The sequence below is a fragment of the Streptomyces cinerochromogenes genome (genome assembly GCF_014648635.1).
Classification (GTDB): Bacteria; Actinomycetota; Actinomycetes; order Streptomycetales; family Streptomycetaceae; genus Streptomyces; species Streptomyces cinerochromogenes.
In genome coordinates this window covers 259,942-284,300 of record NZ_BMRM01000010.1, presented here as the reverse complement: position 1 = coordinate 284,300, position 24,359 = coordinate 259,942, and the positions used below count along the sequence as shown (strand labels likewise).

22 protein-coding genes are annotated in these 24,359 nt (G+C 74.6%); 11 read left to right on the top strand and 11 right to left on the bottom strand.

Translation table 11 applies throughout. The features are described from left to right. Nucleotides 1–43: 43 nt before the first annotated feature. On the bottom strand, nucleotides 44–451 hold the full coding sequence (locus IEZ20_RS21375) for a CoA-binding protein (RefSeq protein WP_189301113.1): 408 nt from the start codon (nucleotides 449–451) through the stop codon (nucleotides 44–46). Between the two features lie 141 nt (nucleotides 452–592). Between IEZ20_RS21375 and IEZ20_RS21370 the strand changes: the two genes are divergently transcribed. From IEZ20_RS21370 to IEZ20_RS21360, 3 genes are read left to right on the top strand one after another with little or no spacing between them, the layout of a single operon-like run. Beyond that, nucleotides 593–1,456, top strand: a complete 864-nt coding sequence (locus tag IEZ20_RS21370; RefSeq protein WP_189301109.1) for a hypothetical protein — start codon at nucleotides 593–595, stop codon at nucleotides 1,454–1,456. Beyond that, nucleotides 1,453–1,998: a SixA phosphatase family protein gene (locus IEZ20_RS21365; RefSeq protein ID WP_189301108.1), complete on the top strand. Its 546-nt coding sequence runs from the start codon at nucleotides 1,453–1,455 to the stop codon at nucleotides 1,996–1,998. Before IEZ20_RS21370 ends, IEZ20_RS21365 begins: the two co-directional genes overlap by 4 nt. A 35-nt stretch (nucleotides 1,999–2,033) precedes the next feature. Beyond that, nucleotides 2,034–2,660 carry a YigZ family protein gene (locus tag IEZ20_RS21360; RefSeq protein WP_189301107.1) on the top strand — a complete coding sequence of 209 codons (627 nt, stop codon included), beginning with the start codon at nucleotides 2,034–2,036 and terminating at the stop codon, nucleotides 2,658–2,660. 201 nt (nucleotides 2,661–2,861) lie between these two features. Here the strand turns inward: IEZ20_RS21360 and amcB are convergent, their stop codons facing one another. Beyond that, nucleotides 2,862–3,977, bottom strand: coding sequence for a cyclophane-forming radical SAM peptide maturase AmcB (gene amcB / locus IEZ20_RS21355; protein ID WP_189301106.1), 1,116 nt, complete (start codon nucleotides 3,975–3,977; stop codon nucleotides 2,862–2,864). A 41-nt stretch (nucleotides 3,978–4,018) separates the two neighbouring features. After that, complete coding sequence (locus tag IEZ20_RS21350; protein WP_189301105.1) at nucleotides 4,019–6,298, bottom strand: ATP-binding protein; 2,280 nt, start codon at nucleotides 6,296–6,298, stop codon at nucleotides 4,019–4,021. Nucleotides 6,299–6,475: 177 nt separating this feature from the next. On the opposite strand from IEZ20_RS21350, the gene IEZ20_RS21345 reads away from it, so the two are divergent. Both IEZ20_RS21345 and IEZ20_RS21340 read left to right on the top strand, forming a co-directional pair. Next, on the top strand, nucleotides 6,476–7,639 hold the full coding sequence (locus IEZ20_RS21345; RefSeq protein WP_189301103.1) for an exonuclease SbcCD subunit D: 1,164 nt from the start codon (nucleotides 6,476–6,478) through the stop codon (nucleotides 7,637–7,639). After that, the gene (locus IEZ20_RS21340) at nucleotides 7,636–10,629 is read left to right on the top strand and encodes an AAA family ATPase (RefSeq protein WP_189301101.1); all 2,994 of its coding nucleotides are present in this window, start codon (nucleotides 7,636–7,638) and stop codon (nucleotides 10,627–10,629) included. Before IEZ20_RS21345 ends, IEZ20_RS21340 begins: the two co-directional genes overlap by 4 nt. Before the next feature lie 45 nt (nucleotides 10,630–10,674). Here the strand turns inward: IEZ20_RS21340 and IEZ20_RS21335 are convergent, their stop codons facing one another. Continuing rightward, on the bottom strand, nucleotides 10,675–11,121 hold the full coding sequence (locus IEZ20_RS21335; RefSeq protein WP_189301099.1) for an Lrp/AsnC family transcriptional regulator: 447 nt from the start codon (nucleotides 11,119–11,121) through the stop codon (nucleotides 10,675–10,677). 94 nt (nucleotides 11,122–11,215) lie between these two features. Here IEZ20_RS21335 and IEZ20_RS21330 point away from each other — a divergent pair, with 94 nt between their 5' ends. The 5 genes from IEZ20_RS21330 to IEZ20_RS21310 all read left to right on the top strand — a co-directional run bounded on the left by IEZ20_RS21330 (nucleotide 11,216) and on the right by IEZ20_RS21310 (nucleotide 14,892). Continuing rightward, a complete protein-coding gene (locus IEZ20_RS21330) occupies nucleotides 11,216–11,692 on the top strand; it encodes a rhodanese-like domain-containing protein (protein ID WP_189301098.1) in 477 nt (158 codons plus the stop codon). A gap of 80 nt (nucleotides 11,693–11,772) precedes the next feature. After that, complete coding sequence (locus IEZ20_RS21325) at nucleotides 11,773–12,285, top strand: GNAT family N-acetyltransferase (protein WP_189301097.1); 513 nt, start codon at nucleotides 11,773–11,775, stop codon at nucleotides 12,283–12,285. Nucleotides 12,286–12,392: 107 nt separating this feature from the next. Beyond that, nucleotides 12,393–13,037, top strand: coding sequence for a histidine phosphatase family protein (locus tag IEZ20_RS21320; RefSeq protein ID WP_189301096.1), 645 nt, complete (start codon nucleotides 12,393–12,395; stop codon nucleotides 13,035–13,037). A gap of 104 nt (nucleotides 13,038–13,141) precedes the next feature. Further along, a complete protein-coding gene (locus IEZ20_RS21315; RefSeq protein ID WP_189301095.1) occupies nucleotides 13,142–13,795 on the top strand; it encodes a response regulator in 654 nt (217 codons plus the stop codon). After that, nucleotides 13,792–14,892 carry a sensor histidine kinase gene (locus IEZ20_RS21310; protein WP_189301094.1) on the top strand — a complete coding sequence of 367 codons (1,101 nt, stop codon included), beginning with the start codon at nucleotides 13,792–13,794 and terminating at the stop codon, nucleotides 14,890–14,892. Before IEZ20_RS21315 ends, IEZ20_RS21310 begins: the two co-directional genes overlap by 4 nt. A gap of 54 nt (nucleotides 14,893–14,946) precedes the next feature. Here the strand turns inward: IEZ20_RS21310 and IEZ20_RS21305 are convergent, their stop codons facing one another. From IEZ20_RS21305 to IEZ20_RS21280, 6 genes are all read right to left on the bottom strand, one after another. Beyond that, complete coding sequence (locus IEZ20_RS21305) at nucleotides 14,947–16,188, bottom strand: cytochrome P450 (protein WP_189301093.1); 1,242 nt, start codon at nucleotides 16,186–16,188, stop codon at nucleotides 14,947–14,949. A 36-nt stretch (nucleotides 16,189–16,224) separates the two neighbouring features. Beyond that, complete coding sequence (locus IEZ20_RS21300; protein WP_189301092.1) at nucleotides 16,225–17,616, bottom strand: NAD(P)/FAD-dependent oxidoreductase; 1,392 nt, start codon at nucleotides 17,614–17,616, stop codon at nucleotides 16,225–16,227. Further along, on the bottom strand, nucleotides 17,606–17,836 hold the full coding sequence (locus tag IEZ20_RS21295) for a ferredoxin (RefSeq protein ID WP_189301091.1): 231 nt from the start codon (nucleotides 17,834–17,836) through the stop codon (nucleotides 17,606–17,608). Before IEZ20_RS21295 ends, IEZ20_RS21300 begins: the two co-directional genes overlap by 11 nt. Nucleotides 17,837–17,989: 153 nt before the next feature. After that, entirely contained in the window at nucleotides 17,990–18,664 is a 675-nt protein-coding gene (locus IEZ20_RS21290; protein WP_189301090.1) for a hypothetical protein, read from the bottom strand. Between the two features lie 321 nt (nucleotides 18,665–18,985). Beyond that, on the bottom strand, nucleotides 18,986–20,677 hold the full coding sequence (locus IEZ20_RS21285; RefSeq protein WP_189301088.1) for a DUF885 domain-containing protein: 1,692 nt from the start codon (nucleotides 20,675–20,677) through the stop codon (nucleotides 18,986–18,988). A gap of 53 nt (nucleotides 20,678–20,730) precedes the next feature. Next, the gene (locus tag IEZ20_RS21280; RefSeq protein WP_189301086.1) at nucleotides 20,731–21,216 is read right to left on the bottom strand and encodes an Lrp/AsnC family transcriptional regulator; all 486 of its coding nucleotides are present in this window, start codon (nucleotides 21,214–21,216) and stop codon (nucleotides 20,731–20,733) included. A 60-nt stretch (nucleotides 21,217–21,276) separates the two neighbouring features. Between IEZ20_RS21280 and IEZ20_RS21275 the strand changes: the two genes are divergently transcribed. Next, nucleotides 21,277–22,485 carry a trans-sulfuration enzyme family protein gene (locus IEZ20_RS21275; RefSeq protein WP_189301084.1) on the top strand — a complete coding sequence of 403 codons (1,209 nt, stop codon included), beginning with the start codon at nucleotides 21,277–21,279 and terminating at the stop codon, nucleotides 22,483–22,485. Nucleotides 22,486–22,945: 460 nt separating this feature from the next. Here the strand turns inward: IEZ20_RS21275 and IEZ20_RS21270 are convergent, their stop codons facing one another. Beyond that, nucleotides 22,946–24,355 carry a GNAT family N-acetyltransferase gene (locus IEZ20_RS21270; protein ID WP_189301081.1) on the bottom strand — a complete coding sequence of 470 codons (1,410 nt, stop codon included), beginning with the start codon at nucleotides 24,353–24,355 and terminating at the stop codon, nucleotides 22,946–22,948. Nucleotides 24,356–24,359: the final 4 nt, after the last annotated feature.

Sequence of the window (24,359 nt, the reverse complement as noted above, 5' to 3'; positions counted from 1 at the left end):
ATGTCAATATTCAGCGGTGAATTGTGAGAAGAAAGTGAGACGGCTAGTTCAGGAGGGGAATTTCGATCGCCGGGCACCGGTCCATGACCATCTCCAGGCCCGCCGCCCGGGCCCGCTCGTACGCCGCCTCGTCGACGACGCCCAACTGGAACCACACCGCCCGCGCGCCCTTCGCCACGGCCTCGTCCGCCACCGCGCCGGCCAGCTCGCCGTTCACGAAGACGTCGACCACGTCCACGTCGAAGGGGATGTCCGCGAGGGAGGCGTAGCCGCGCTCCCCGTGCACCGTCTCGGCCTTCGGGTGCACCGGCACGATCCGCTTGCCGAACCGCTGCAGCACCCCGGCCACCCCGTAGGCGGCCCGGCGCCGGTTCGAGGACAGGCCGACCACCGCCCAGGTGTCGCCCAGCTCGGTCAGGATCCTGCGGACAGTCGCCTCGTCGCCGTACATCGGCCGCCTCCTCGGGCTGCGGGGAACAGTGCGTCCGGGCAACATCGCCGCGGCGGGTCCGGATTCCCGCCGTACCCGGCACGCTGTCCGGAATCGGTGCAAGCCGCTGCATACGGCCGCCGGTCCGCCTACGCTCGCCCCGTGCTGCGCATCCTCGACGCCAGAACCGGTGAGCCCGTCCCCGCCGCGCCCGCCCGCCGCGGCCTGACCCGCATCGAGGCCCACGCCTCCGGCCTCGACCCGACGGGTCTGCGCGTGCTGCTCACCGCCGACCTGCTCGTCCGCGCCCTGGAACTGGGCGGCACCCCGGTCTGGACGATCCTCAACGCCCCCCGCGACCAGCCGGAACTGCGCACCGCCGCCACCCGCCTCGCCGTCCGCCCCTTCGAGGACGACCGCGACCTCGCCTCCGGGCTGGGCGAGGCCCAGGTCCTCCACGTGGCCCAACGGGGCGCCGAGGGCCTGCTCGGGGAGGGGCCGGTGGTCTCGGTGGCCCCGGCGGAGTGGGTTGCGGGGCGCGGGCGGGGCGAGGCGGACGACCGGGGCGCCGGCGGGGAGACGGTGGAGACCCTTGGTGCTGGTGCTGGTGCTGGTGCTGGTGCCGGCGTCGCCCCCGACCGGACCGACGGTCCCGCGCCCCCCTCCACCCTCCCGCCGCTCCTCTCCGACCCCTCCGTCCTCCGTCTCGCCCTGCTCACCGTCCCCCGGAGCGAGCCCGCGCGGCTGGACCCGGCCGTACTGGACGCCGCCGCGCGGAGCCTCGCCCGATGGCGGCGAGCCGTCGCCGGCTGGGCCCGGCGGCCCTCGCGGCCGGTGCCCGCCGAGGTACGGGACCGGCTGCGCGCCGCCTGGGAGGACGACCTGGACCTGCCCGCGGTGCTCGGTGTCCTGCGCGACGTGGAGAGCGCGCCCGGCATCCCGGACGGCGCCCGCTTCGAGACGTACGCCTACGCCGACCGCCTGCTCGCCCTCGACCTCGCGCGCGACCTCGGGGGCCCGGCGTGAACCGGCCGGCGGGCACCGGTCCGCTGCGCCGGCTGGTGGTGCTGCGGCACGCGAAGTCCGCCTGGCCCGAGGGCGTCGAGGACCACGCCAGGCCCCTCGCACCGCGCGGGCTGCGCGACGCCCCGGCCGCCGGCCGCGCCCTCGCCGCCGGCACCCTGCCCGACCTCGCCCTGTGCTCCACCGCCGTACGCGCCCGCCGCACCTGGGAGCTGGCCTCCGCCGAGTGGGCCACCCCGCCGCCGGTGCGCTATGACCGGCGGCTGTACGCGGCGGGCGTGCGGCAGCTGCTGGAGGTGGTGCGCGAGGTGCCGGCCGAGGTGCGGACACTGCTCCTGGTCGGGCACAACCCGGGCCTGGAGGAGCTGGTGCTGGCGCTGGCCGCGGACGGCCTCGACGACACGCTGGACCGGGTCCGCGCCAAGTTCCCCACCGCCGCGATCGCCGTGCTCGCCTGGCACGGCACCGGCTGGCCGGACCTCGCCCCGGGCGGCGCCCTGCTCACCTCCTTCGCGGTGCCGCGCGGGCGGAAGAAGAAGGGCTGACCGGGGGGCTTCCGGCGCTCGCATAGGCTGGCGGGATGCAGGACGAGTACCGCACAGTCGCCCGCGCGGGCGTGCACGAGACCGAGATCAACCGCTCCCGCTTCCTGTGCGCCCTCGCCCCGGCCGCCACCGAGCAGGAGGCCCAGGACTTCATCGCCGCCGTGCGCAAGGAGCACGGCGACGCCACGCACAACTGCTGGGCCTACGTCATCGGCGCCGACGCCTCGGTGCAGAAGGCCAGCGACGACGGCGAACCGGGCGGCACCGCCGGCGTGCCCATGCTGCAGATGCTGCTGCGCCGCGACATGCGGTACGTCGTCGCCGTCGTCACCCGCTACTACGGCGGCGTCAAGCTCGGCGCCGGCGGACTGATCCGCGCCTACGGCGGTTCGGTCGGCGAGGCCCTGGACGCGCTCGGCACGCTCACCCGGCGCCGCTTCCGGCTGGCCACGGTGACCGTCGACCACCAGCGCGCGGGCAAGGTCCAGAACGACCTGCGCGCCACCGGCCGCGCGGTGCGGGACGTCCGCTACGGCGAGGCCGTCACCCTCGAGATCGGCCTGCCGGACGCAGACGTGGACGCCTTCCGCGCCTGGCTCGCCGACGCCACCGCGGGAACGGCGGGGTTCGAGCTGGGCGGGGAGGTCTACGGGGACGTCTGAGGAGGCACCGCGCGAGCCCGGGAAACGGGTCCGCCCGGGGTGGTGTCGCCCGAGTGGAGGGTCACGGGGGTCAGGAACGGATCGCCCTCGGTGCCTCCCGGATACAGCGTCGTGGGGTGCGTGCACGGAGCGTCGCCGCAGTCCTCGCAAGCCCCGGTGTCCGGCAGGGGAAAGTCGCTGCCCAGGTACCGGATGCGTTCCTCAATCCGCGGGCCGCGCGCAGGCCTTCCCGGCGACTCGTTCCGCATCACGCATCAGTCCTTCCATCAGGAGTCTCCTGCTGTTGCGGCAGAAGAGGGTCTCGGTCGCGTCCAGCCGACCTGTCTCGAAGTACTTGTTGGCGGCCTGTCCGCCTCGGCAGTAGGCGAACAGATCGCATGCGGCGCGACAGGCGTCGACCCCGGCCAGCGCCTCGGCGACCCAAGGGGTCTCCTCGGCACGGGCGAGGCACCCGGCCAGCCCCAGCTCCCGCACGTCGCCGACGCTGAACCGGCCGTGATCCGGCGAGGAGAAGCCGGCGAGGTCCGGGCTGAGAGGCACCACCTGCCCGTCCCAGGTGACCATGGGCAGCGGATCGGCAGGCAGGCCGGCCCACCGCCCCGCCACACCGGCCAGCTCCGCCCTGACGTATCGCCAGGCGTGCTCCAGGTCGCGCAGTGACATGCGCCGGTCGGTGCGCCCGCGGGCGGCCAGCGCGGCCCAGAACTCCGCGACGTTCTCGTCGTCGTGGACCGTCCGGGTGTTCACACCCTTGCGTTCCACCAGGTTCACCCCCAGAACGCGGCAGCCGAGGGCGGTGAACCACTGATGCAGTTCGGCCGCCTTGCGCGCGGTCGGTTCGGACACGACGGCGATGGCGCCGAAGGCGATGCCGTGGTCCTTGAGCAGACCGATCCCCCGCAGCGCGCGGTCCGTCGCGTCACGGCCGCCGCGGTCCACCCGGGCGCTGCCGGGTCCGGGACCGTCGACGCTGACGGAGACCTCGATCCGCCGCTCCCTGAACAGCCGGCACCACGCCTCGTCGATGAGCGAGGCATTGGTCTGCACGGCGTGCCGTACGGGGTGCTCGCGGCCCGGAGGAAACCGGTCGAGCAGCGCCCGCATCCGGGACACCCCCATGGTGAGCGGCTCTCCGCCGTGCCACAGCACGGTCACCGGGTGGTGCCGCGACCAGGAGCCGACCGTCTCCGCGACGGCGTCGACGACCTCCCGGGACATCACGCGGGCGAGCCCTCGCGAGGGCAGGTAGCAGTAGTGGCAGTCGAGGTTGCACAGCGGGGTCGGCTGGAGCAGGACGAGCGAGCTCGACCTCGCCATGCGTGGTCCAGGGGCGGGGCGTAAGCGCGGCAACGGCTGCGTCATCGGTTCCCCTCTTCTCCGAGCGGTCCTTCTTCCCCCTGCCCGGCGGCCGTGAGGAGTTTCAGCGTCTCGCCCTCGCCGTAGCGGTCGGCGAACTCTCCGAACAGGCGCAGGGCCTGGCGGTGTGCGTCCACAGCCTCGTCGTGGCGGCCCGCGCGCCGCAGCGTGACTCCGAGATCGTTGGCCGCGATCGCCTGGCGATGCCGGTCAGCCAGATCCTCGTACTCCCGCACGGCGAGAAGGTGCGCGTCGACCGCTTCGTCGAAGCGGCCCAGCGCGGACAGGGCGACACCGAAGTCGTTCCATGCCGTGGCGTGGCGTTCCCGGTCGCCCAGCTCCCGGAAAACCGCCCGGGCGGTGGTGTGTGCGGCCAGCGCCTCCTCCAGCCGCCCGGTCTCCCGGAACGCGCGCCCCAGATTGTTCGTCGCGGTGGCCTCACGGGACCGGTCGCCGATCGAACGGAACATCTCGCAGGCCCGGGTGAGCGCGACGACCGACTCGTCGAACCGGCCCAGCTTGAACAGGGCACGGCCGCTGTTGTTCCAGCTCGACGCCTCGACGAGCCGTCCGTCCGCCACCGCACGCACCAGTTCACGGGCGTGTTCGTGAGCCGCGACCGACTCGTCGAACCTGCGTGCTTCGGTCAAGGAGACTCCCAGCATGTCCCAGGACTTGCCTTCCTGGAGCCGGTCGCCGCGCTCCCGGTGGATCTCGACGGCCCGGGTGTGCGCCGTGACGGACTCCTCGATTCTGCGGTTGTTGCGCAGTGCCAGACCGAGGGCGTTCCATGCCCTGCCCGCGCCGAGCTCGTCGCGCAGGGCGAGTGCCGCCTGCGCCGCGCACCGGTAGACGGACACGGCGTCGTCGAAATATCGCCGCCGGTGGAGATACCCGTAAAGGCTGAGCGCCAGTCCCAGTCCGTTCCGGGCATGAACGGGGTCGGCCGCCCACAGCGCGGCGGAGATCAGGCCGGTGCGCTCGCGGTCGAGCCAGCGCAGCGCGTCCTGCGGCCCGCTGAACTCCGAGGCCGGGGCCGGGCCGGAACGGCTCTGCAGGTACCGGTCCGCAGCCTCGGCCCGTCGCCGGTAGTGGGCGAGGAGCCGGGTACGCGCGCGCGTGCCCTCGATCCGCAGCGCCTCCTGCCGGGACACCCGGTCCAGGGCGTAGGCCCGCACCAGGTCGTGCAGGGTCCAGCAGCCCCGGACACTGCCGGGTGCGACCAGGTGGGCGCGGATCAGGACGTTCAGCTCCCGCCGTGGGACGCTGTCGGCTCCGGACAGCACGGTGAGTGCTTCGTCGCTGGTCTCCGGGCCCGGGGCGAGGGCCAGGAGGCGGAACAGCCGCGCGGGTTCCGGACCGAGGCGGCGGTAGGACAGGTCGAAGGCGGCCCGTACGCCGCGTTCGCCGTCGTCCAGGTGATCGAGGACCGTGGCGGAGCCAGCCAGCTCGGCCACGAGTTCCGCCACCGGCTTGCCCGGATCGGAGATCAGCAGAGCGGCCGCGATCTGCAACGCCAGCGGTAGGTGCCCGCACAGCGCGCACAGCCGCCCGGTCGCGTCGGGCTCGTCCTGGACGCGCGGGTCGGCGGGGGCTGCCGTGCGCAGTGCCGTACGCAGGACGTCCCGCGCCACCGCGGGCCGCAGGATGTCCAGGTGAAGCTGGTGGGCGCCGAGCTGCGGCATGGTGTCACGCGAGGTGACGAGCACGCGGTGCGCGGGGTGGCCGGGCAGCAGGGGTCTGACCTGCGCGGGGTGCGAGGCGTTGTCCACCACGATCAGTACCCGGCCGCTCGCGCGGGCCCGCTCGGCGAGGACCGAGCGGTAGAGCCCGGCGCGCTCGTCCAGCGTGCTCGGCACATGCGCCGCCGCCACGCCCAGGGCGCGCAGCAGGGCCTCCAGGAGCTGTTCCGGCCCGGCGGGTTTCTCGTCGTAGCCGTGGCAGTCGACGAACAGCGCGCCGCCCGGGAACCAGCCGCGTTCCCGTGCCGTGTGGGCGGCCCGCACGGCGAGGGCGGTCTTGCCGACGCCGCCGAGGCCGGCCACCGCGGTGACAGGGACCAGGGTGACAGGGGCCGTGTCGTCCGGAGCCAGGGCCGCCAGCAGTGAGCCGAGTTCGTCGTCGCGCCCGGTGAACTCCGCGGCCGCCGGGGGCAGTGCGTCCTCTACCTGCGGCATGGGTCCGTAGTGGTGGTGATGCTCCACCTTCTTCCCGATCGTTTCGCCCCGGAATATCCCGTTGCGGAAGTCGATCCGTTCCCCGCCGTATGTGTCCCCGCTCACACGACCCATCCTGCCCCCAAAGGGGAGCGCCCGGCAGGTGTGACGGGCGCATCAGGGCTCTATGGGTGGGTGATAGCTCACAATACGGGCATAACTGGCGTGCATGAGAACGGTCATGACCGGCGATACCGGAGCAACCGCCCGTGATGTCGGACCCGGCCGTTAGTCTCGGGGCTCATGAGACTGCTGCACACGTCCGACTGGCATCTCGGCCGGGCCTTCCACCGGGTGAACCTGCTCGGGGCCCAGGCCGAGTTCATCGGTCACCTCGTCACCACCGTGCGTGAGCGCGAGGTCGACGCGGTGGTCGTGTCGGGCGACGTGTACGACCGCGCGGTGCCGCCGCTCGCCGCGGTCGAGCTGTTCGACACCGCCCTGCACCGCCTCGCGGACCTCGGCGTGCCCACGGTGATGATCTCCGGCAACCACGACTCGGCCCGCCGCCTCGGCGTCGGCGCCGGGCTCATCGGCCGCGCGGGCATCCACCTGCGCACCGAGCCCTCCGCCGCCGGCACCCCCGTGATCCTCGGGGACGCCCACGGCGAGGTCGCCTTCTACGGCCTGCCGTACCTCGAACCGGCCCTCGTGAAGGACGAGTTCGGCGTCGACAGGGCCGGTCACGAGGCCGTGCTCGGCGCCGCCATGGACCGCGTCCGCGCCGACCTCGCCACACGCGCGCGGGGCACGCGCTCCGTCGTCCTCGCCCACGCCTTCGTGACCGGCGGCCAGGCCAGCGACAGCGAGCGGGACATCACCGTCGGGGGAGTGGCCGCCGTACCGGCCGGGGTCTTCGACGGCGTCGACTACGTGGCGCTCGGACATCTGCACGGCTGCCAGACCCTCACCGAGCGCGTGCGCTACTCCGGCTCGCCGCTCGCCTACTCGTTCTCCGAGGCCGGCCACCGCAAGAGCATGTGGCTGGTCGACCTCGACGCGGACGGCTCGGTCACCGCCGAACGCGTCGACTGCCCGGTGCCCCGCCCGCTCGCCCGCCTCCGCGGCACCCTGGACGACCTCCTCGCCGACCCGGCGCTGACCCGCCACGAGGACGCCTGGGTCGAGGCCACCCTCACCGACCCGGTCCGCCCGGCCGACCCCATGGCCCGGCTCACCGAGCGCTTCCCGCACACCCTCAGCCTGGTCTTCGCCCCCGAACGCGCCCCCGAGGAGGCCGGGGTGTCGTACGCCCGGCGCCTCGCGGGACGCAGCGACCAGCAGATCGCCCAGGACTTCGTCGCCCACGTCCGCGGCGCCGCACCCGACGAGCGGGAGGCGGCCGTGCTGCGCGAGGCGTTCGACGCCGTGCGCGCCGACCACGCCGCGCGGGAGGTGGCCCGGTGAGGCTGCACCGGCTCGACATCACCGCCTTCGGGCCCTTCGGCGGCGCCCAGACCGTCGACTTCGACGCGCTGTCCGCCGCCGGACTGTTCCTGCTGCACGGCCCCACCGGCGCCGGCAAGACCTCCGTCCTGGACGCTGTCGCCTACGCCCTCTACGGCACCGCCCCCGGCGCCCGGCAGAGCGGCCAGGGCATCAACCTGCGCAGCGACCACGCCCGGCCGGGCACCCGCACCGAGGTCCGCCTCGAACTCACCGTCGCCGGACGCCGGCTGGAGATCACCCGGCAGCCCCCGTGGGAGCGGCCCAAGCTGCGCGGCACGGGCATGACGGTCGACAAGGCCCAGACCTGGCTGCGCGAGTACGACGCCCGGGACGGCGCCTGGAAGGACCTCAGCCGCTCCCACCAGGAGATCGGCACCGAGGTCGAGCAGCTGCTCGGCATGAGCCGCGAACAGTTCTGCCAGGTCGTCCTGCTGCCCCAGGGCGACTTCGCCCGCTTCCTGCGCGCCGACGCCGAGGCCCGGAGCAAGCTGCTCGGCCGCCTCTTCGACACCCAGCGCTTCGCCGACGTCGAGAAACGCCTCGCCGAACGCCGCCGCGCCACCGAGGCACGCGTGCGCGAGGGCGACACGGCCCTGCTCGCCGACGCCCACCGCATGCAGCAGGAGGCCGGCGACGCCATGGAGCTGCCCGAGCTGGCCCCCGGCGACCCGGGCCTGGCCGAGGCCGTCCTCGGCGCCGCCGCGGTCGCCCGCAGCACCGCCCGGGAACGCCTCACCGTCGCCCACTGCCGGCTCTCCGCCGCCGAGTCCGCCCACGCGGCGGCCCGCCGCGCCCTGGAGGAGACACGCGAACTGGCCCGGCTGCAGGGCAGGTTCGCCGAGGCCCGGCAGCGCGCCGAGCGCCTCCGGGAACGGGCCGGCGCCCACCGCGCGCACCAGGAACGCATGGAGCGGGCCCGCAAGGCGGAGGCGGTCGCACCCGCCCTGGAGCTGCGCGAGGAGACCGAGAGGGAACACCGCCGGGCCGCGGCGGCCGAGGCACGGGCGCGTGCGCTGCTCCCGGACGCCCACGCCGACGCCGACGCGAGCTCACTCGCCGCCGCCGCCCGTCGCGCCGCCGAGGAACTGGGCGGCCTGGACGCGGCCCGGCGCGCCGAACGGCGGCTCGCCGAACTCGCCGGGGAACGCGCCGGACTCGACCGCCAGGAACGGGCCGACGACGACGTGCTGCGCGAGGCCGATGCCTGGCTCGCCGACTGGGACACCACCCGGGCGGCCCTCCAGGGCCGCCTCGACTCCGCCCAGGAGGCCGCCACCCGCGCCGAACAGCTCGCCGTCCAGCGCGAACCCATGCGGCGGCGGCTCGACGCGGCCCGCACCCGGGACCGCCTCGCCGCCGACCTCGACCAGGCCGGCCGGCGCGCACAGGCCTCCCGGCAGCGCGCCCTCGACGCCCGCACCCACTGGCTCGACCTGAAGGAACAGCGGCTGAACGGCATCGCCGCCGAGCTGGCCGCCCACCTCACCGACGGCGAGCCCTGCGCGGTCTGCGGGGCCACCGACCACCCCGCCCCCGCCCGCAAGGTCGCCGGACACGTCGACCGCGAGACCGAGGACCGCGCCCTCGCCGCCTGCCGGCGGGCCGAGGAAGAGCACTCCGAGGACGAGCAGCGCCTCGGCGCGGTCCGCGAGGCCCTCGCCGCCGCCACCGCCGAGGCCGGTGACACCCCCGCCGACCGGCTCGCCGCCGAGGCGGAGCACCTGGAGCAGGAGTACGCCCGCGCCCGCCGCGAGGCCTCCGCGCTGCACGCCGCCCAGCAGGAGCTGCGGCGGGCCGAGCAGGAGCGCGAGCAGCGGCTCGCCGACCGCCAGCAGGCCGCCGTCCGGGCCGCCTCCCGGCTCACCCGCCGGGAGACCCTGGAGCGCGAACAGGCCTCCCTCGAAGCCGAGCTGGAGCAGGCGCGGGGCGGCGCCGGCAGTGTGGCCGCACGCGCGGAGCAGCTGGAGCGGCGGGCGGCCCGGCTCACCGACGCCGCCGACGCCGTGCGCGCCGCCGAGGACGCCGCACAGCGGCTGAAGGACGCCGACGCCCGGCTCGCCGACGCCGCCTACCGGGCCGGTTTCGACACCCCCCAGGCCGCCGCGGCGGCCCTCCTGGACCCCGCCGCCCACCGCGAGCTGCAGCACCGCCTCGACGCCTGGCAGCAGGAGGAGGCCGCCGTCCGCGCGGTCCTCGCCGAGCCCGGCACCGCCGCGGCCGCCCAGCAGCCGCCCGCCGACCCGGCCGCGGCCGAGCGCGCGGCGGCCGCCGCGGAACGCCGGCTGCGCGAGGCCGCCTCCGCGCGCGACGCCGCCGCCCGCTGCTGCACCGAGCTGGACCGCCTCTCCGCCCGGGCCGCCGACGCCGTACGCCGGCTCGGCCCGCTGCGCGAGGAGTACGACCGGGTGGCGCGGCTCGCCGCCCTCACCGCGGGCACCTCCGCCGACAACGAACGCCGGATGCGCCTGGAGTCGTACGTCCTCGCGGCCCGGCTCGAACAGGTCGCCGCCGCCGCGACCGTCCGCCTCCAGCGCATGTCGTCCGGCCGCTACACGCTGGTCCACTCCGACGACCGCACCGGGCGCGGGCGCAGCGGGCTCGGGCTGCACGTGGTCGACGCCTGGACCGGCCGGGAACGGGACACCGCCACCCTGTCCGGCGGCGAGACCTTCTTCGCCTCCCTCGCCCTGGCCCTCGGCCTCGCCGACGTCGTCACCGACGAGGCGGGCGGCGTGAGGCTGGACACCCTCTTCATCGACGAGGGCTTCGGCAGCCTGGACGACCAGACCCTGGACGAGGTCCTGGACGTCCTCGACAGCCTGCGGGAACGGGACCGCAGCGTTGGCATCGTCAGCCATGTCCCCGACCTGCGCCGCCGGATCCACGCCCAGCTGGAGGTGGTCAAGGACCGGTCGGGGTCGTCGCTGCGGCACCGGGGCGTGGCCTGAGGCCGTTCACTCCCCGGCGGCGCGGCGGCGCGGCGGCGCGGCGGCCTAGCGGCCCAGCGGTCGGCGGGGCAGCGGGGACGAGTACACCACGCTGGTGGTCACCGAGCCGAGTGCGCCGATCCTCCCCGAGACCTCCTCCAGGTGGGACATCGACCGCGCGGTGACCTTGATGACGAAGCAGTCGTCACCCGTGACGTGGTGCGCCTCCAGGATCTCCGGTGTCGCCGCGACCAGCTCGTGGAACGGCTTGTAGTTGCCGTTCGGGTAGCGCAGCCGCACGAACGCCAGGATCGGCAGGCCCAGCCGCTCCGGATCGACCACCGCCGCGTACCCCTGGATGACGCCCGCCTCCTCCAGCCGCCGGACGCGTTCGGTGACGGCGCTCGGCGACATGGAGACGGCGCGCGCCAGCTCGGCGTAGCTGGCCCGTCCGTCGCGCTGGAGGACATCGAGGATGCGCCAGTCGGTGGCGTCCGGGGAATACACGGTCATCCCGGATGGATAGCAGGGGAATCCCCGGCCGGGCAAGGGAAAGCCCGGGGATCTCCCCTTCTGGGAGCGCCCCTCGGACCGTAGATTCTTCGTCATGATCAACACCGCTTCCGGGAACCCCGTCCTGCGCGTCGCCCCCGCCGCCCCCGCCGAGGCCGCCGCCTACTTCCGTGCGAGCCTCGCCTTCCACGCCGACGTCTCCGACGTCGCCGCCGCGCTCGCCGCCGGCGGCGACCCCGGGTTCGTCGTGGTCGACTCCCGCTCCACCGAGTCCTGGGACCAGGGCCACATCCCCGGTGCGGTCCACCTGCCGACCGCGCTCATCCCCGAGCAGGCCGGACAGCTCCTCGACACGAGCGTGCCGGTGGTGACGTACTGCTGGGGCCCCGGCTGCAACGGCGCCACCCGGGCCGCCCTCGCCCTCGCCGACCTCGGCTACCAGGTGAAGGAGATGCTCGGCGGCTTCGAGTACTGGGCGCGTGAGGGCTTCCCCTACGAGACCTGGCAGGGCCCCGCCCGCCGGGACGCCGACCCGCTGACCGCGCCGGTCGAGGGCGACTGCGGCTGCTGACCCCCCGCCCCGGGGGCGCGGCACTCGGTCGCCAGGGGGAAAGCAGGTGGGCTCGGCGCCCGGCCGGGTACAGTCGGGCAGTGCCCGAGCTGAAGCGGCTGCACGCCAGCCACGCCCCCGCGGTCCTGGACTTCGAGCGGTCGAACCGCTCCTACTTCGCCGCCTTCGTGCCCGACCGCGGCGACGCGTACTTCGACCGGTTCACCGACCGGTACAACGCCCTGCTGGCCGAGCAGGAGGCCGGCGTCTGCGCCTTCTACGTGCTCCTCGCCGAGGACGGCTCGGTGCAGGGCCGGTTCAACCTGGTCGACATCGAGCACCGCACGGCGGTGCTCGGCTACCGCGTCGCCGAGCACGTCGCCGGCCGCGGGGTGGCCACCGAGGCCGTCCGGGAGCTGTGCCGTCTGGCCGGACAGCGGCACGGACTGCGGGCCCTGCGGGCGGCCACCACCCACCGCAACGCCGCGTCCCACCGGGTGCTGACCAAAACCGGGTTCGTTCCGATCGGACCTGCCGACCCCGCCGACCTCGGCGGTGAACCGGGTACCTGGTACCAGTGCGACCTGGCCGTGTTCCGGCCCCCGGACCGGTGAGAAACCCGCCGACCGGCGGGGGTGATCCGGTCACCTGCCGGAGGTTGGACAGGCCCCTTCCCTGGGATGTGGTGTGCAGGGGAAAACCTCGCAGAAGGAGGCCGACGGTGACGGTGCGACTGACGATGCTCTGCGCGACCCCCGCGGACAGCGGCCCTGACCGGGTCTTCGGGGACGGCGCCCTGACCGAGCGCCGCCGGCGCGAGCTGGCAGCCGTGAGAACGACCCTCCCGCCGTACCCGCCGGCCCTGCGGGGCCCCTCCGTCCGCTGCGCCCAGACCGCGACGGCTCTCGGGATCGAGGCCCTGCCCGAGCACGCCCTGCGCGACCTGGACCACGGCACCTGGGACGGCCGGTCCGTCCAGGACGTCGCGGCCGGGGACCCCCACGGCCTCTCCGTCTGGCTGACGGATCCCGACGCCGCACCGCACGGCGGCGAGTCCGTCCGCGCGCTGTGCCGTCGTACGGCCGCCTGGCTGGACGCCCTGCCCCCCGACGCCGACCCCGTCCTCACGATCACCGAGGCGTCCGTGATCAGAGCCGCGCTGGTCCACGCCCTCTCCCTGCCCGCCCGCGCGTACCGGCACCTGGAGGTGCCGCCCTCCTCCGTGGTCACGCTGACGCGACACGAGGGCCTGTGGAGCACCCGGCTCGGCCGGCTCACCGTCCCGCAGCGTCGGCAGCCGTCCGACGGGCCGGCGGCCGTCGCGGTGCTGAGCCTGCCGACCACCCGGCGGCCCGCGATCGCCTGATCACGGCACCGGACCTCCGGCGCCCGTCCGTACCACGCTCGGCGGCGAAGCGGCCCCGGGCGTGGTACGAATCGGACAGTGGTGCCGGAGAGGCTGGAGCGCACGTGATCCGGGTACTGGTGGTCGACGACGAAGCCCTGATCCGCACGGGCTTCCAGCGCATCCTCGCCGCCGCCGACGGCATCGAGGTCGTCGGGGCGGTGTCCGGCGGCCAGGCCCTGCGGGCGGTGCGCGAGCAGCGCCCCGACGTCGTCCTGCTGGACATCCGGATGCCGGACGTCGACGGGCTCACCGTCCTCGGTGAGATCCGCCGCCTGCCGGAGCCCCCCGTGGTGGCCATGCTGACCACCTTCGACATGGACGAGTACGTGGAGACGGCACTGCGCTCGGGCGCCGCGGGATTCCTGCTGAAGGACACCGACCCGGAGGCGCTGCCCCCGGCCGTGCAGAGCCTGGCCCGCGGCGGCACCGTGCTCGCGCCCAAGGTCACGCGCACCATCGTGGACGGCTATCTGAGCGCCGGACCGCAGGAGCGCCCGCCGAAGGCCCTCGACCGGCTGACCGGCCGTGAGCGCGAGGTGCTCGTCCTCATCGCCGAGGGCCTGTCCAACACCGACATCGCCTCCCGGATGCACCTGAGCACCGGCACGGTCAAGGACCACGTCAGCGCGATCCTCACCAAGCTGGAGGTCAGCGGCAGGGTGCAGGCCGCCCTTTTCGCCCAGCGGGCCGGGCTCCTCACGAAGGAGAGCGGATGACCCGCCGCCCGTCCCCGCTGGTGCTGGACGGCGTGGCGGTGGCCATGGCCCTGCTCGACGTCTGGGCCCACTGGGACATCGCGGAGCCGCTGCGGATGGCCTGCGCCCTGGCCGCCGCCGTCGCCCTCCTGCTGCGCCGCCGGCTACCGCTGCTCACGTTTCTCCTCACCCTCCCCGCCGTCCTGTTCTCGGACGCGGTCGTCGCCTGCCTGGCCGCGCTGTACACGCTCGCCTCGCTCAGCCGACCGGGGGCGCTGCTGGTCCTGTGCGTCCCGGCCTTCGCGCTCAGCGACACGATGTCCCTGCCCTCGCCCGACCTCGATCCGATCAGCACCCGCACGGTGATCACGTTCGGCTACAGCGCCGCCACGGCGGCCGCCGCCGTCTTCCTCGGGCAGCTCGTGCGGACGCGGCGCGACCTCTCCCTGCGGCTGACCGAGATCTCCGAGGCCCGGGACCACCAGCAGCTGCTGACGGCCCAGGCCGTCCTGTCCAAGGAGCGCGCCCAGCTGGCGCGGGAGATGCACGACGTCGTCTCGCACCAGGTCAGCCTGATCGCCGTACGCGCCGGAGCGCTCCAGGTCGGCGCGCGCGACGCGGACACCAAGGACGCCGCGGCGACCATCCGCCGGCTGAGCGTGCAGACGCTGGACGAGCTGCGCCACATGGTCGGGGTGCTGCGTGCCTCCGGCGGCCAGCCCACGGAGCTGACCCCGCAGCCGGCGCTCCACGACATCCGCAGACTCGCCGACGGCTGCGGCATCGACACCGAGCTGCGGATGGACCTGCCCGAAGGCCTCCCGGCCACCGTCCAGCGCGCGGTCTACCGCACGGTCCAGGAGGCCCTGACCAACACGCGCAAACACGCCCCCGGCGCCACCGCGCGCATCGACCTGCTGCACACCGACGGTTCCGTCCGCGTCCGGGTCACCAACACCGCGCCGACCCAGCCGCCCCTCCCGCTGCCCGGCGCGCACCACGGCCTGATCGGTCTGCGCCAGCGCGCCGAACTCCTCGGCGGCACCATGACCTCGGGCCCGACGCGCGACGGCGGGTACGAGGTCTGTGTGGTGCTGCCGGCGGAGGTCACGCAGTGAGCGCGTGACACAAGGACACGGGTCACGGACCGGCGCGGCGGGCGGACGGCGTGCTCAGCGCAGCCCCTCGAAGGCGATGCCCAGGTGCCGGGGGCCGCGCAGCACCGCGTTCTGCCGGTAGGGCGGCGGATCCTCGACCAGGCGGGGACTCTCCAGCCGCCGGGCCAGCTCGGACAGCGCGATCTGCGTCTCCAGCCGGGCCAGCGGAGCGCCGAAGCAGCTGTGGATGCCGCTGCCGAAACCGAGATGCTGGATGTCCCCGCGGTCCGGGTCGAACCGCTCGGGGTCCTCGAAGCGCTCCGGGTCGCGGTTGCCCGCGGCCAGCACCAGCCAGATCCGCGAGCCCTTGGGGATCGTCACCCCGCGCACCTCGATGTCGCCGATGCAGGTGCGCTGCGGCACGAGCTGCACCGGAGGTTCGTACCGCAGCAGCTCCTCCACGATGTTGACCGACAGCCCCGGGTCCTCCCGCAGCCGCCGCAGGTACTCCGGGTGGCGCAGCAGGGTGAGCATGCCGTTGGTGATCAGGTTGACCGTCGTCTCGTGCCCGGCGATCAGCAGCAGCACCGAGGTGCTGAGCACCTCCATCATCGTCATGGCGCCGTCCGGGCCCCGGCTGTTCACCAGGTCGGACAGCATGTCGTCCCGCGGCTCCCGGGCCCGCTCCTCGACCAGCTCCGCCAGGTACATGCCGAGCTGCATGCGGGCTTCCCGCGCCGTCTTGCGGTGGTCGGTGTCGTCCGCGCCCCGGCCGGTGTCGGGGTCGAGGCTCGCCACCAGCGGGTCGACCCAGGTACGGAACTTCGGCTCGTCCTCCCGGGGCACCCCGAGCAGCCGGCAGATCACCGTCACCGGGAAGGGGTAGGCGAACTGGTCGACCAGGTCGATCTGCCGGGCGTCCCCGAAGCCGTCGATCAGCTCGGTGACGATGTCCCGCATCTGGCCCCGCATGCTCTCGATCCGCCGCGGCCGGTGCGGCGGCCCGAAGGCGCCGTTGGCGATCCGCCGCAGCCGGTCGTGCTCGGGCGGGTCGAGGCGCAGGAAGGACGGCGGCAGCCCGCCCGTCTCCTCCGTCTGGTCCAGCGCGTCGTCCCCGGCGGCGGCCAGGTTCGCGGCGTCGGAGCTGATCCGCGGATCGTGAAGGAGCGCCTTGATGTCGTAGTACGAACTGATGAGGTAGGGGCCGTCCTCCTCCTCGTGGAGCACCGGTGTCCTGCGGAGTTCCTCGTACACCGGATACGGGTTGGCGCGGTTCGCGAAGTCGGTGATCTGGCGCATCATCGAGGCGTGCGGCATGGCGGGTCCTTGGAGCGTCGAGGCCGTCGGCGGCGGTCAGTGGCGGGCGGGGTGGAAGACCAGCTGCTGGTCGGCCGGCGAGTAACCGCTGAGGGTCACCATGGGGCCGTGGGTCGGCAGGGAGGGGTCCGGGAACCGGGCGTCCACCGGCTGCCGCCCCTCGGGCCGCCGGTCCATCGTCGGGTACTCCACCGGGAACGGCGCGCCGATCTCGATCTGCCGCTGGTAGAACTCCAGCCACCGTGTGTTGTCGAAGGTCACGGCGGCCACGATCCGGTCCTGGTACCCGTAGACGGCTGCGAACCGGCGCTCGGCCAGCGAGCCCTGCGTGACCATGAGCTGCTCGCCCATGGGCGGCACCCCGACCGACTTGATGTTCACACCGAACATCGAGGACCAGAAGGCGGGCATCCACAGGTGCGGGCGCCGTTCGGCGCCGTGGCAGATCATGTTGTGCGCGGCGGTCTCCGCCTGCGCGACGGCGTTGCCCCAGTGCTCCAGCGAGAGGAACTGGTAGCCGAAGAGCGCGTGCGGGGAGCGCGCCACATCGCCCGCCACGAACACGTCGTCCGTGACGATGCCCCGGAAGTCGAAGGCCCGGCAGCCCGCGTCACAGGCGACGCCCCGGGGGCCGGCGCCCAGCCCCGACCCCTGCAGCCACTCGGTGTTCCGCAGCGACCCCAGCGAGACCACGACCACGTCCGCCTCGACCACGCTCTCGTCGGACAGATGGACCGCCCGCACCCGGCCGGCCGGGTCACCCTCCAGCGCGGTCACCGTGACGTGCGTGCGCAGATCCACCCCGTTCTCCGTCTGCAGGTCGGCGGCGACCGCGCCGATGACCCCGCCGAGCGCGCCCACCAGCGGCGCGCCCGCGCGTTCCGCGACGGTGACCGGCAGATTCATCTCCCGGCACGCCGAGGCCACCTCCGAACCGGCGAAGCCGGCGCCGATGACGAACACCCGGCGCGGCCCCGCCTTCAGCCGCCGGTACAGGTCGGCCGCGTCCTCACAGGTACGCAGCAGGCAGACGCCGTCCAGCCGGGCCTCCTCCGGCTTCGGCCACGGCCGGGCGCGCACCCCGGTCGCGATGAGCAGCCGGTCGTACTCCACCTCGTCCCCGTCGGCCAGCCGCACCCGCTTGGCGGTCGGATCCAGACCGGTCGCCGCGACGCCGAGGCGCCACTTGGCGTCGATCTCCCAGCGGTGGGGCAGCTCGGTGTGGTGCGGGGACGCCATCCCCAGCAGCACGGACTTCGACAGCGGCGGCCGGTCGTACGGCTCGTACGGCTCGTCCCCGATCAGGGTCAGTTCACCGGCGAAGCCCTCGGCGCGCAGCGTCTCGGCGGCCCGCAGACCGGCCAGCGAGGCGCCGACGATCACGATCCGCCCCTCACGCCTGAGCCACTCCACGTAGTCAGCGGCCATCGGGCGCCTCCCGGACCTCGCCCACGCGGTCCAGTCCGTCGGCGGTGATCGCCTGTACCGGGCACGCGGCGACGGCACGCGCCAGCCGCTCCCGCTGCTCCTCCTCCGCGCGCGGGTTGTAGATCAGCGACTCCTCGCCGTGCATGGCGAAGACGTCGGGCGCGAGGAACGCGCACTGCGCGTACCCCTGACACTTGTTGAGATCGACGACGAGCCGCATCGACGCTCCGCCCTTTCCGATGGCCAGGTCCGCCCGTCCCACGCGCTGGCGCGGGCGGCTGCGGACGGCGGTCGTCCCCCCGCACGCCAGCATGCGAGCCGGGGCGGGACGCCCGCGCGCCGGGCACGCCGATCGAGTGAGCGGCCGACGGCCCTACCCGGGCTCCGGACGGGACCGGGCTCCCCGGCTCGCCATGAGGATGTGCACGCTGAGCAGCAGCGACCACGCGGGGAAGACGAGTTCCGCCCAGGGCACGTTCGAGGAGGCGAACAGCAGCACCAGGGCGGCGAGGAGGCCGAGGACCGTGAGCCAGCGGGGCAGGACCCTGAGGCGGCGGCCGATGACCGACATGGAGGACACGAAGACGGCCGCCATCCGCATGGCGTACTCCGTCATCAACGTGAACGCGAAGTGGCGGCCGAAGTCCCAGGTGCCGGGCACCGGCGGCAGCTCGGCGGGGTGGTCCACGTCGAGCACGGCGCTCGCCGCGGCGGCGGCGCCGAACATCGTGGCGGTGAAGACGAGCCCGCTGCCGAGGAAGACCGTGGCGAGGAACTTGTCCTCGCCCGCGCCGACGTGCGAGCGGATCACTCCGATGAACCACAGGAAGAAGATCCCGGCGAACGGCACGAGCGCGAGGGCCGCCCGCAGCGCGTCCCGTCGCACGGAGTCCGTGAACCCCGGCGCGGCGGCCGCGTCGGGGCCCTCCGGAATCCCCAGCCTGACCAGGACCATCGCCGCCGCCAGGAGCAGCGCGAAGACCACTCCGGCCAGCCCCGCGGCCCGCGGTGTCCGTATGGTCCGCCGCCCCGTCCCCGTCTCCTCCATGCCCGGCCCGCCTTCCGCATCGGCCCCCGGCACCAGCTAGCCGCCTGCGTCCCGCCCGCGCCAGCGGAGGACGCCCGTACGGCCGAGCGCGACGTCCCTCACCCTCCCGGCCCCGCCCTCGGGCTGCCCGTGGTCACCCGCTCGGTGCCGCTGCTCGTCCGGGCGGTGCGCATCACGGTGAGCCGCTGCTCGTCCGGGCGGTGCGCATCGCGGTGAGCGCCGCCGGCCCCGGCCCGGCCGGCGCCGGGTACGCCACCGGCGGGGTCCCCGCGGCCGTGGCCGCGCGGTCCCCGCCGGGATGTCCGTGCCGACGCCGCGCTGTCAGAGGCGGGACAGCTCGTCCACCAGGTCGTCCAGGCCCAGGGAGCCCTGGGACAGGGCCGCCATGTGCCAGGCCTTCAGGTCGAAGGCGTCGCCGTGCCGCTCGCGCGCCTTCTCCCGGCCCAGCAGCCACGCCCGCTCGCCGAGCTTGTAGCCGATCGCCTGGCCCGGGATCGTCAGGTACCGGGTCAGTTCGCTCTCCACGTAGTCCGCCGGCCGGCTGCTGTGCAGGCCGAAGAACTCCTCGGCCAGCTCCGGGGTCCACCGCTCACCGGGGTGGAACGGCGAGTCCGCCGGGATCTCCAGCTCCAGGTGCATGCCGATGTCCACGATCACCCGGGCCGCCCGCATCATCTGCGCGTCGAGGTAGCCGAGCCGCTCCTCCGGGTCCGTGAGGTAGCCCAGCTCGTCCATCAGCCGCTCCGCGTACAGCGCCCAGCCCTCCGCGTTGGCGCTGACCCCGCCGATCGTCGCCTGGTAGCGGGAGAGGTCCTCGGCCACGTGCGCCCACTGCGCGAGCTGGAGGTGGTGGCCGGGCACACCCTCGTGGTACCAGGTCGACACGAGGTCGTAGACGGGAAAGCGGGTCAGGCCCATCGTGGGCAGCCAGGTGCGGCCCGGCCGGGAGAAGTCCTCCGACGGCGGCGTGTAGTAGGGGGCCGCCGCGCCGCCGGGCGGGGCGATGCAGGACTCCACCCTCCGCACCCGCTCGGCGAGGTCGAAGTGGGTGCCGTCCAGTTCCTCGATCGCCCGGTCCATCAGGCCCTGGAGCCACTCCCGGACCTCGTCCACGCCCTCGATGTGCCGGCCGTGCTCGTCCAGGTGCGCGAGCGCCGCCCACGGCGTCCCGGCGCCGGGCAGGATCTTCTCCGCCTCCTTCCGCATCTCGCCGAGGATGCGGTGGAACTCCGCCCAGCCGTACGCGTACGCCTCGTCCAGGTCCAGGTCCGTGCCGTTGAAGTAGCGGGCCCAGCGCGCGTACCGCTCCCGGCCCACCACGTCCGGGGCGCCCTCGATCGCCGGCGCGTACACGTCCCGCAGCCAGTCCCGCAGCTCCGCCAGGGCGGCGGTCGCGGTCCGCGCGGCCTCGTCCAGCTCGGCGCGCAGCGCCTGAGGGCCCGCGGCGGCGAAGTCCTCGTACCAGCCGCGCCCCCCGCCGTCCGTGTCCGTCCACTCGGTGAGCTGGCCGATGAAGGTCGCCGTCGGCCGGGGCGCCGCGAACAGCTTGCGCTCCAGGCCGAGTTCGAGGGACGCGCGGTACCCCGCGAGCGCGCCCGGGACCGCGCGCAGGCGCTGCGCGATCGCCGCCCAGTCCTCCTCCGTCTCCGCCGGGGTGACCGTGAAGATCTCCCGGACCGCGTGGCCGGGCGTGTCCAGGTTGCCGATGCGGCGCAGGTGCTCCTCCGCGTCGTGCACGGCGAGTTCGGCGGTCAGCCGCTCCCGCAGCAGCCGGCCGCAGCGCCGCTCCACGTCACTGTCCGCGCCGGGCTGCCGCTCCGCCTCGTCGAGCCGGGCGAGCGTGGTCCGCGCCAGCTTCGCCAGGGCCTCCTGGCCGGCCGGCGAGTAGTCGGGGAGCCTGCTCGAACTCTCCTTCACACCGAGGTACGTACCGGTGACAGGGTCGAGGGCGATGAGGTCGTCGACGTAGGCGTCGGCGACCTGGCGGGGCAGCGGGATCTTGGTCTCAGGCATGCGGCCCATCCTCGTACGCGGAGGATCACCGCGTCACCCGCGTTTGCCGGGATTCAGCTCTGGGCGTGGCCGGGCGGCAGCAGCGGCCCGCACTCCCACTGCTGGAAGATCAGCCGGGTCTCCACCCGGGCCACCTCGCGCCGTGCCGTGAACTCGTCCAGCACCAGCCGCTGGAGGTCGGCCATGTCCGCGACGGCCACATGCACCAGGTAGTCGTCGGGGCCGGTCAGATGGAACACCGTCCGCGCCTCCGGCAGCGCCCGGATCCGCTCCACGAACGGGCCCACCAGCTCCCGCCGGTGCGGTCGTACCTGCACCGAGAGCAGCGCCTGGAGGCCGCGCCCGAGCCTGGCCGGATCCAGCTGCAGCCGGTGGCCGAGGATCACGCCCGAGCGGCGCAGCCGGGTCACCCGGTCCAGGCAGGTCGACGGTGCCACGCCCACCTGGGCGGCGAGGTCGCGGTAGGTGATCCGGGCGTCGTTCTGCAACAGCCGCAGCAGATGCAGATCGACCGGATCCAGTACGACGGATTCGGCCACCGGCCGAACGTAACACGGTGTTCGATCCCCGGGAACCGTTCGATGTTCACCCTTCCCGCCATGGACACATCGAGCCCGAGTGACTACGACGGAGTAGGCACCGCACCGAGAGCGCTGGCCACCGAGGCCGTGCACGCCGGCCGTGACGACCTCGCCCGCCAGGGCCTGCACGCCCCGCCGATCGACCTGTCCACCACCTATCCCTCCTACGACAGCCGCGCCGAGGCCGCCCGCATCGACGCCTTCGCCGCCGACGGGGCCGACCCCGTGGGGCCGCCGGTCTACGGCCGCCTCGGCAACCCGACCGTCGCCCGTTTCGAGACCGCGCTCGCCCGCCTGGAGGGCACCGAGTCCGCCGTCGCCTTCGCCAGCGGCATGGCCGCGCTCAGCGCCGTCCTCCTCGCCCGGTCCTCGACGGGCCTGCGGCACGTCGTCGCGGTACGGCCCCTGTACGGCTGCAGCGACCACCTGCTGACCGCCGGGCTGCTCGGCACGGAGGTCACCTGGACCGACCCGGCCGGCATCACCGACGCGCTGCGCCCGGACACCGGCCTGGTGATGGTCGAGACGCCGGCCAACCCGACCCTCGCCGAACTCGACCTGCGGGCGGTCGCCCACGCCTGCGGTTCGGTGCCGCTGCTCGCCGACAACACCTTCGCCACGCCCGTGCTCCAGCGCCCGGCCGAGCAGGGCGCCCGTATGGTGCTGCACAGCGCCACCAAGTACCTCGGCGGCCACGGCGACGTGCTGGCCGGGGTGGTCGCCTGCGACGAGGAGTTCGCGGGCCGGCTGCGGCAGATACGGTTCGCCACCGGGGGAGTCCTGCATCCGCTGGCCGGCTATCTGCTGCTGCGCGGGCTGTCCACCCTCCCGGTGCGGGTGCGGGCCGCCTCCGCGAACGCCGCCGAGCTGGCCCGCCGGCTGGCCGCCGACCCCCGCGTGGCCCGGGTCCGCTATCCGCGGCTCGGTGGCGCGATGATCGCCTTCGAGGTGCACGGCGACCCGCACGAGGTGATCTCCCGGGTCCGGCTCGTCACCCCCGCGGTGAGCCTGGGCAGCGTCGACACGCTCATCCAGCATCCCGCGTCCATCAGCCACCGCATCGTGGACGCCGAGGACCGGCGCGGGGCGGGCGTGAGCGACCGCCTGCTGCGGCTGTCGGTGGGCCTGGAGGACGTGGACGACCTGTGGGCGGACCTGGACCAGGCCCTGGGAGGTGTGCGGGAACGGCGGGTGACACCGCTCCCGCTGCGGGAGGCGGTGCGCTGAGGGGGCCGGGCCCCGCGGGTGGTCGCGCGGGGCCCGGCACCGCCGGAGACCGCCGCCCCGGCGGACCGGACCGAGCGGCGCCGTCCCCGTGCGGCGCCCGTCCCGGCCTGGGGTCGTCCTCGTGTGGCGCCGTCTGCGCGCGGCGCCCGTCCCGGCCTGGCGTAGTCCCCGTGCGGCACCGTCCCCGTGTGGCGCCGTCTGCGTGTGCCGCCGTCCCGGCCCGGCGCCCGTCCCGGCCCGGCGCCCGTCCCGGCCTGGCGTCGTCCCCGCGCGGCACCGTCCTGGCCTGGCGTCGTCCCCGTGCGGCACCGTCCCCGTGTGCCGCCGTCTGCGTGTGCCGCCGTCCCGGCCCGGCGCCCGTCCCCGCGCGGCACCGTCCCGGCCTGGCGTCGTCCCCGTGCGGCGCCGTCTGCGTGTGCCGCCGTTCCGGCCCGGCGCCGTCTCCGCGCGGGGGCTTCTTTCAGGCCGACCGGGGCACCGGGGTCACCGGTGTCGCGTCCAGCCGGGCCGTGATCACCAGGGTGCCCTCCTCCACCTGGTAGTCCAGCGGCAGGCCGAGGCCGCGCATCGCGGCGACCATGCCGGGGTTGGACGCCTTGGTCACGGCGTACACGCTCGCGCAGCCGGCCTCCGCCGCCATCGTCACCAGCCGGCCGAGCAGCTCGCCGCCGATGCCCCGCCGCTGCCACTCGTCCTCGACCAGCAGCGCGACCTCGGTCTCGTCGCCGTCCCACAGCAGGTGCCCGAGGCCGACGATCCTCCCCGAGGCGGTCTGGGCGGCCAGCGTCCGGCCGAAGCGCGGGCTGAGCAGGTGGTTCAGATAGCGGTCCGCGTCGCCGACCGGGCCGTGGTAGCGCATGCCGAGGGTGTGCGGCGAGCACCGGTCGTGCATCGCCCGGGCCGCGACCAGGTCCCCGGTGTCCACCCGGCGCACGGTGATGTCGTTGCCCTCGGGGAGGGTCAGCACGTCATGGCCGTCGGGGATGCGTGGCCCGAGCCGGCCGTCCAGCTCCACCAGCGCACGGGCGCGGGCGAACTCGGCGGGGGTGAACGGAAGATACGGCCGTTCCACGGTGAGCACGCCGCCCTCGGGCGCCGGCAGCCGCATCACGGTGTCCTCCAGCACACCCTCGACCGGTACCGGCGCCGGACCACGGCCGCCGCCGGCCGGTGTGCCGGGCAGCGAACGGATCGTGCAGCGGCCCAGCAACTGGCGCAGGGCGAGCGGCAGTTCGGAGGCGTCGAGGGCGGTGCGGGCGGCCAGGCCGAGCACCCGGGTGGGCACGTCGACCAGGTCGTGCGCGTCGGCCCGCTCGATCCAGGTGGCCGTGCCCCCGGCCAGCGCCACCGCCCGGGTGATCTCGGCCGCCGCGAGCGCGCCCGGCGCCCGCAGCAGGAACTCGTCCACCGTGCCGTCGGCCAGCGGGTGCGTCTGCAGGCTCAGGATGTCCACCCGCCGCCCGGCGAGCGCCGCGCACAGGGCGGCCAGCGAACCCGGCTCGTCCTTCACCGTCGTCCGCATCCGCCACAGCGTGCCGGGGTCCTCGCCGGCGCCGTCCTCGGTGACGGGCTGCCCGGACTGCCCGGCCGGCCGCGTCTCGGCGGTCGGCCGGGCACCGGTATCGCTCACCGGCGGGGCGTGTCCGTGGCGGCGTGACCACCACACGTGGAAGCCCGCCGTCGCGGCCAGCACGACGGCCGACGCCACCAGCAGGGCCGGGCCGTCGGGCCCGTGCCCGACCATGTTCGCCACCGCGTCCGCGACGGCCACGGCGGTGAAGAGCGCGGCGAGTTCGACGACGTCCCGCCGCCAGTGGTGCACGGGCCGTCCGTGCCTGGCCCGGGTCACATCAGGGATCTCTGGAGTCATACAG

Excerpts from the sequence above, each read along its gene's own strand:
- IEZ20_RS21305 (WP_189301093.1), bottom strand. The coding sequence starts at position 16,188 with ATGCCGCACGCCTCGATGATGCGCCAGATCACCGACTTCGCGAACCGC.
- IEZ20_RS21290 (WP_189301090.1), bottom strand. The coding sequence starts at position 18,664 with ATGGAGGAGACGGGGACGGGGCGGCGGACCATACGGACACCGCGGGCC.
- IEZ20_RS21275 (WP_189301084.1), top strand. The coding sequence starts at position 21,277 with ATGGACACATCGAGCCCGAGTGACTACGACGGAGTAGGCACCGCACCG.
- IEZ20_RS21300 (WP_189301092.1), bottom strand. The coding sequence starts at position 17,616 with ATGGCCGCTGACTACGTGGAGTGGCTCAGGCGTGAGGGGCGGATCGTG.
- amcB (WP_189301106.1), bottom strand. The coding sequence starts at position 3,977 with ATGGCGAGGTCGAGCTCGCTCGTCCTGCTCCAGCCGACCCCGCTGTGC.
- IEZ20_RS21270 (WP_189301081.1), bottom strand. The coding sequence starts at position 24,355 with ATGACTCCAGAGATCCCTGATGTGACCCGGGCCAGGCACGGACGGCCC.
- IEZ20_RS21295 (WP_189301091.1), bottom strand. The coding sequence starts at position 17,836 with ATGCGGCTCGTCGTCGATCTCAACAAGTGTCAGGGGTACGCGCAGTGC.
- IEZ20_RS21285 (WP_189301088.1), bottom strand. The coding sequence starts at position 20,677 with ATGCCTGAGACCAAGATCCCGCTGCCCCGCCAGGTCGCCGACGCCTAC.
- IEZ20_RS21310 (WP_189301094.1), top strand. The coding sequence starts at position 13,792 with ATGACCCGCCGCCCGTCCCCGCTGGTGCTGGACGGCGTGGCGGTGGCC.
- IEZ20_RS21335 (WP_189301099.1), bottom strand. The coding sequence starts at position 11,121 with ATGACCGTGTATTCCCCGGACGCCACCGACTGGCGCATCCTCGATGTC.
- IEZ20_RS21360 (WP_189301107.1), top strand. The coding sequence starts at position 2,034 with ATGCAGGACGAGTACCGCACAGTCGCCCGCGCGGGCGTGCACGAGACC.
- IEZ20_RS21330 (WP_189301098.1), top strand. The coding sequence starts at position 11,216 with ATGATCAACACCGCTTCCGGGAACCCCGTCCTGCGCGTCGCCCCCGCC.
- IEZ20_RS21375 (WP_189301113.1), bottom strand. The coding sequence starts at position 451 with ATGTACGGCGACGAGGCGACTGTCCGCAGGATCCTGACCGAGCTGGGC.
- IEZ20_RS21345 (WP_189301103.1), top strand. The coding sequence starts at position 6,476 with ATGAGACTGCTGCACACGTCCGACTGGCATCTCGGCCGGGCCTTCCAC.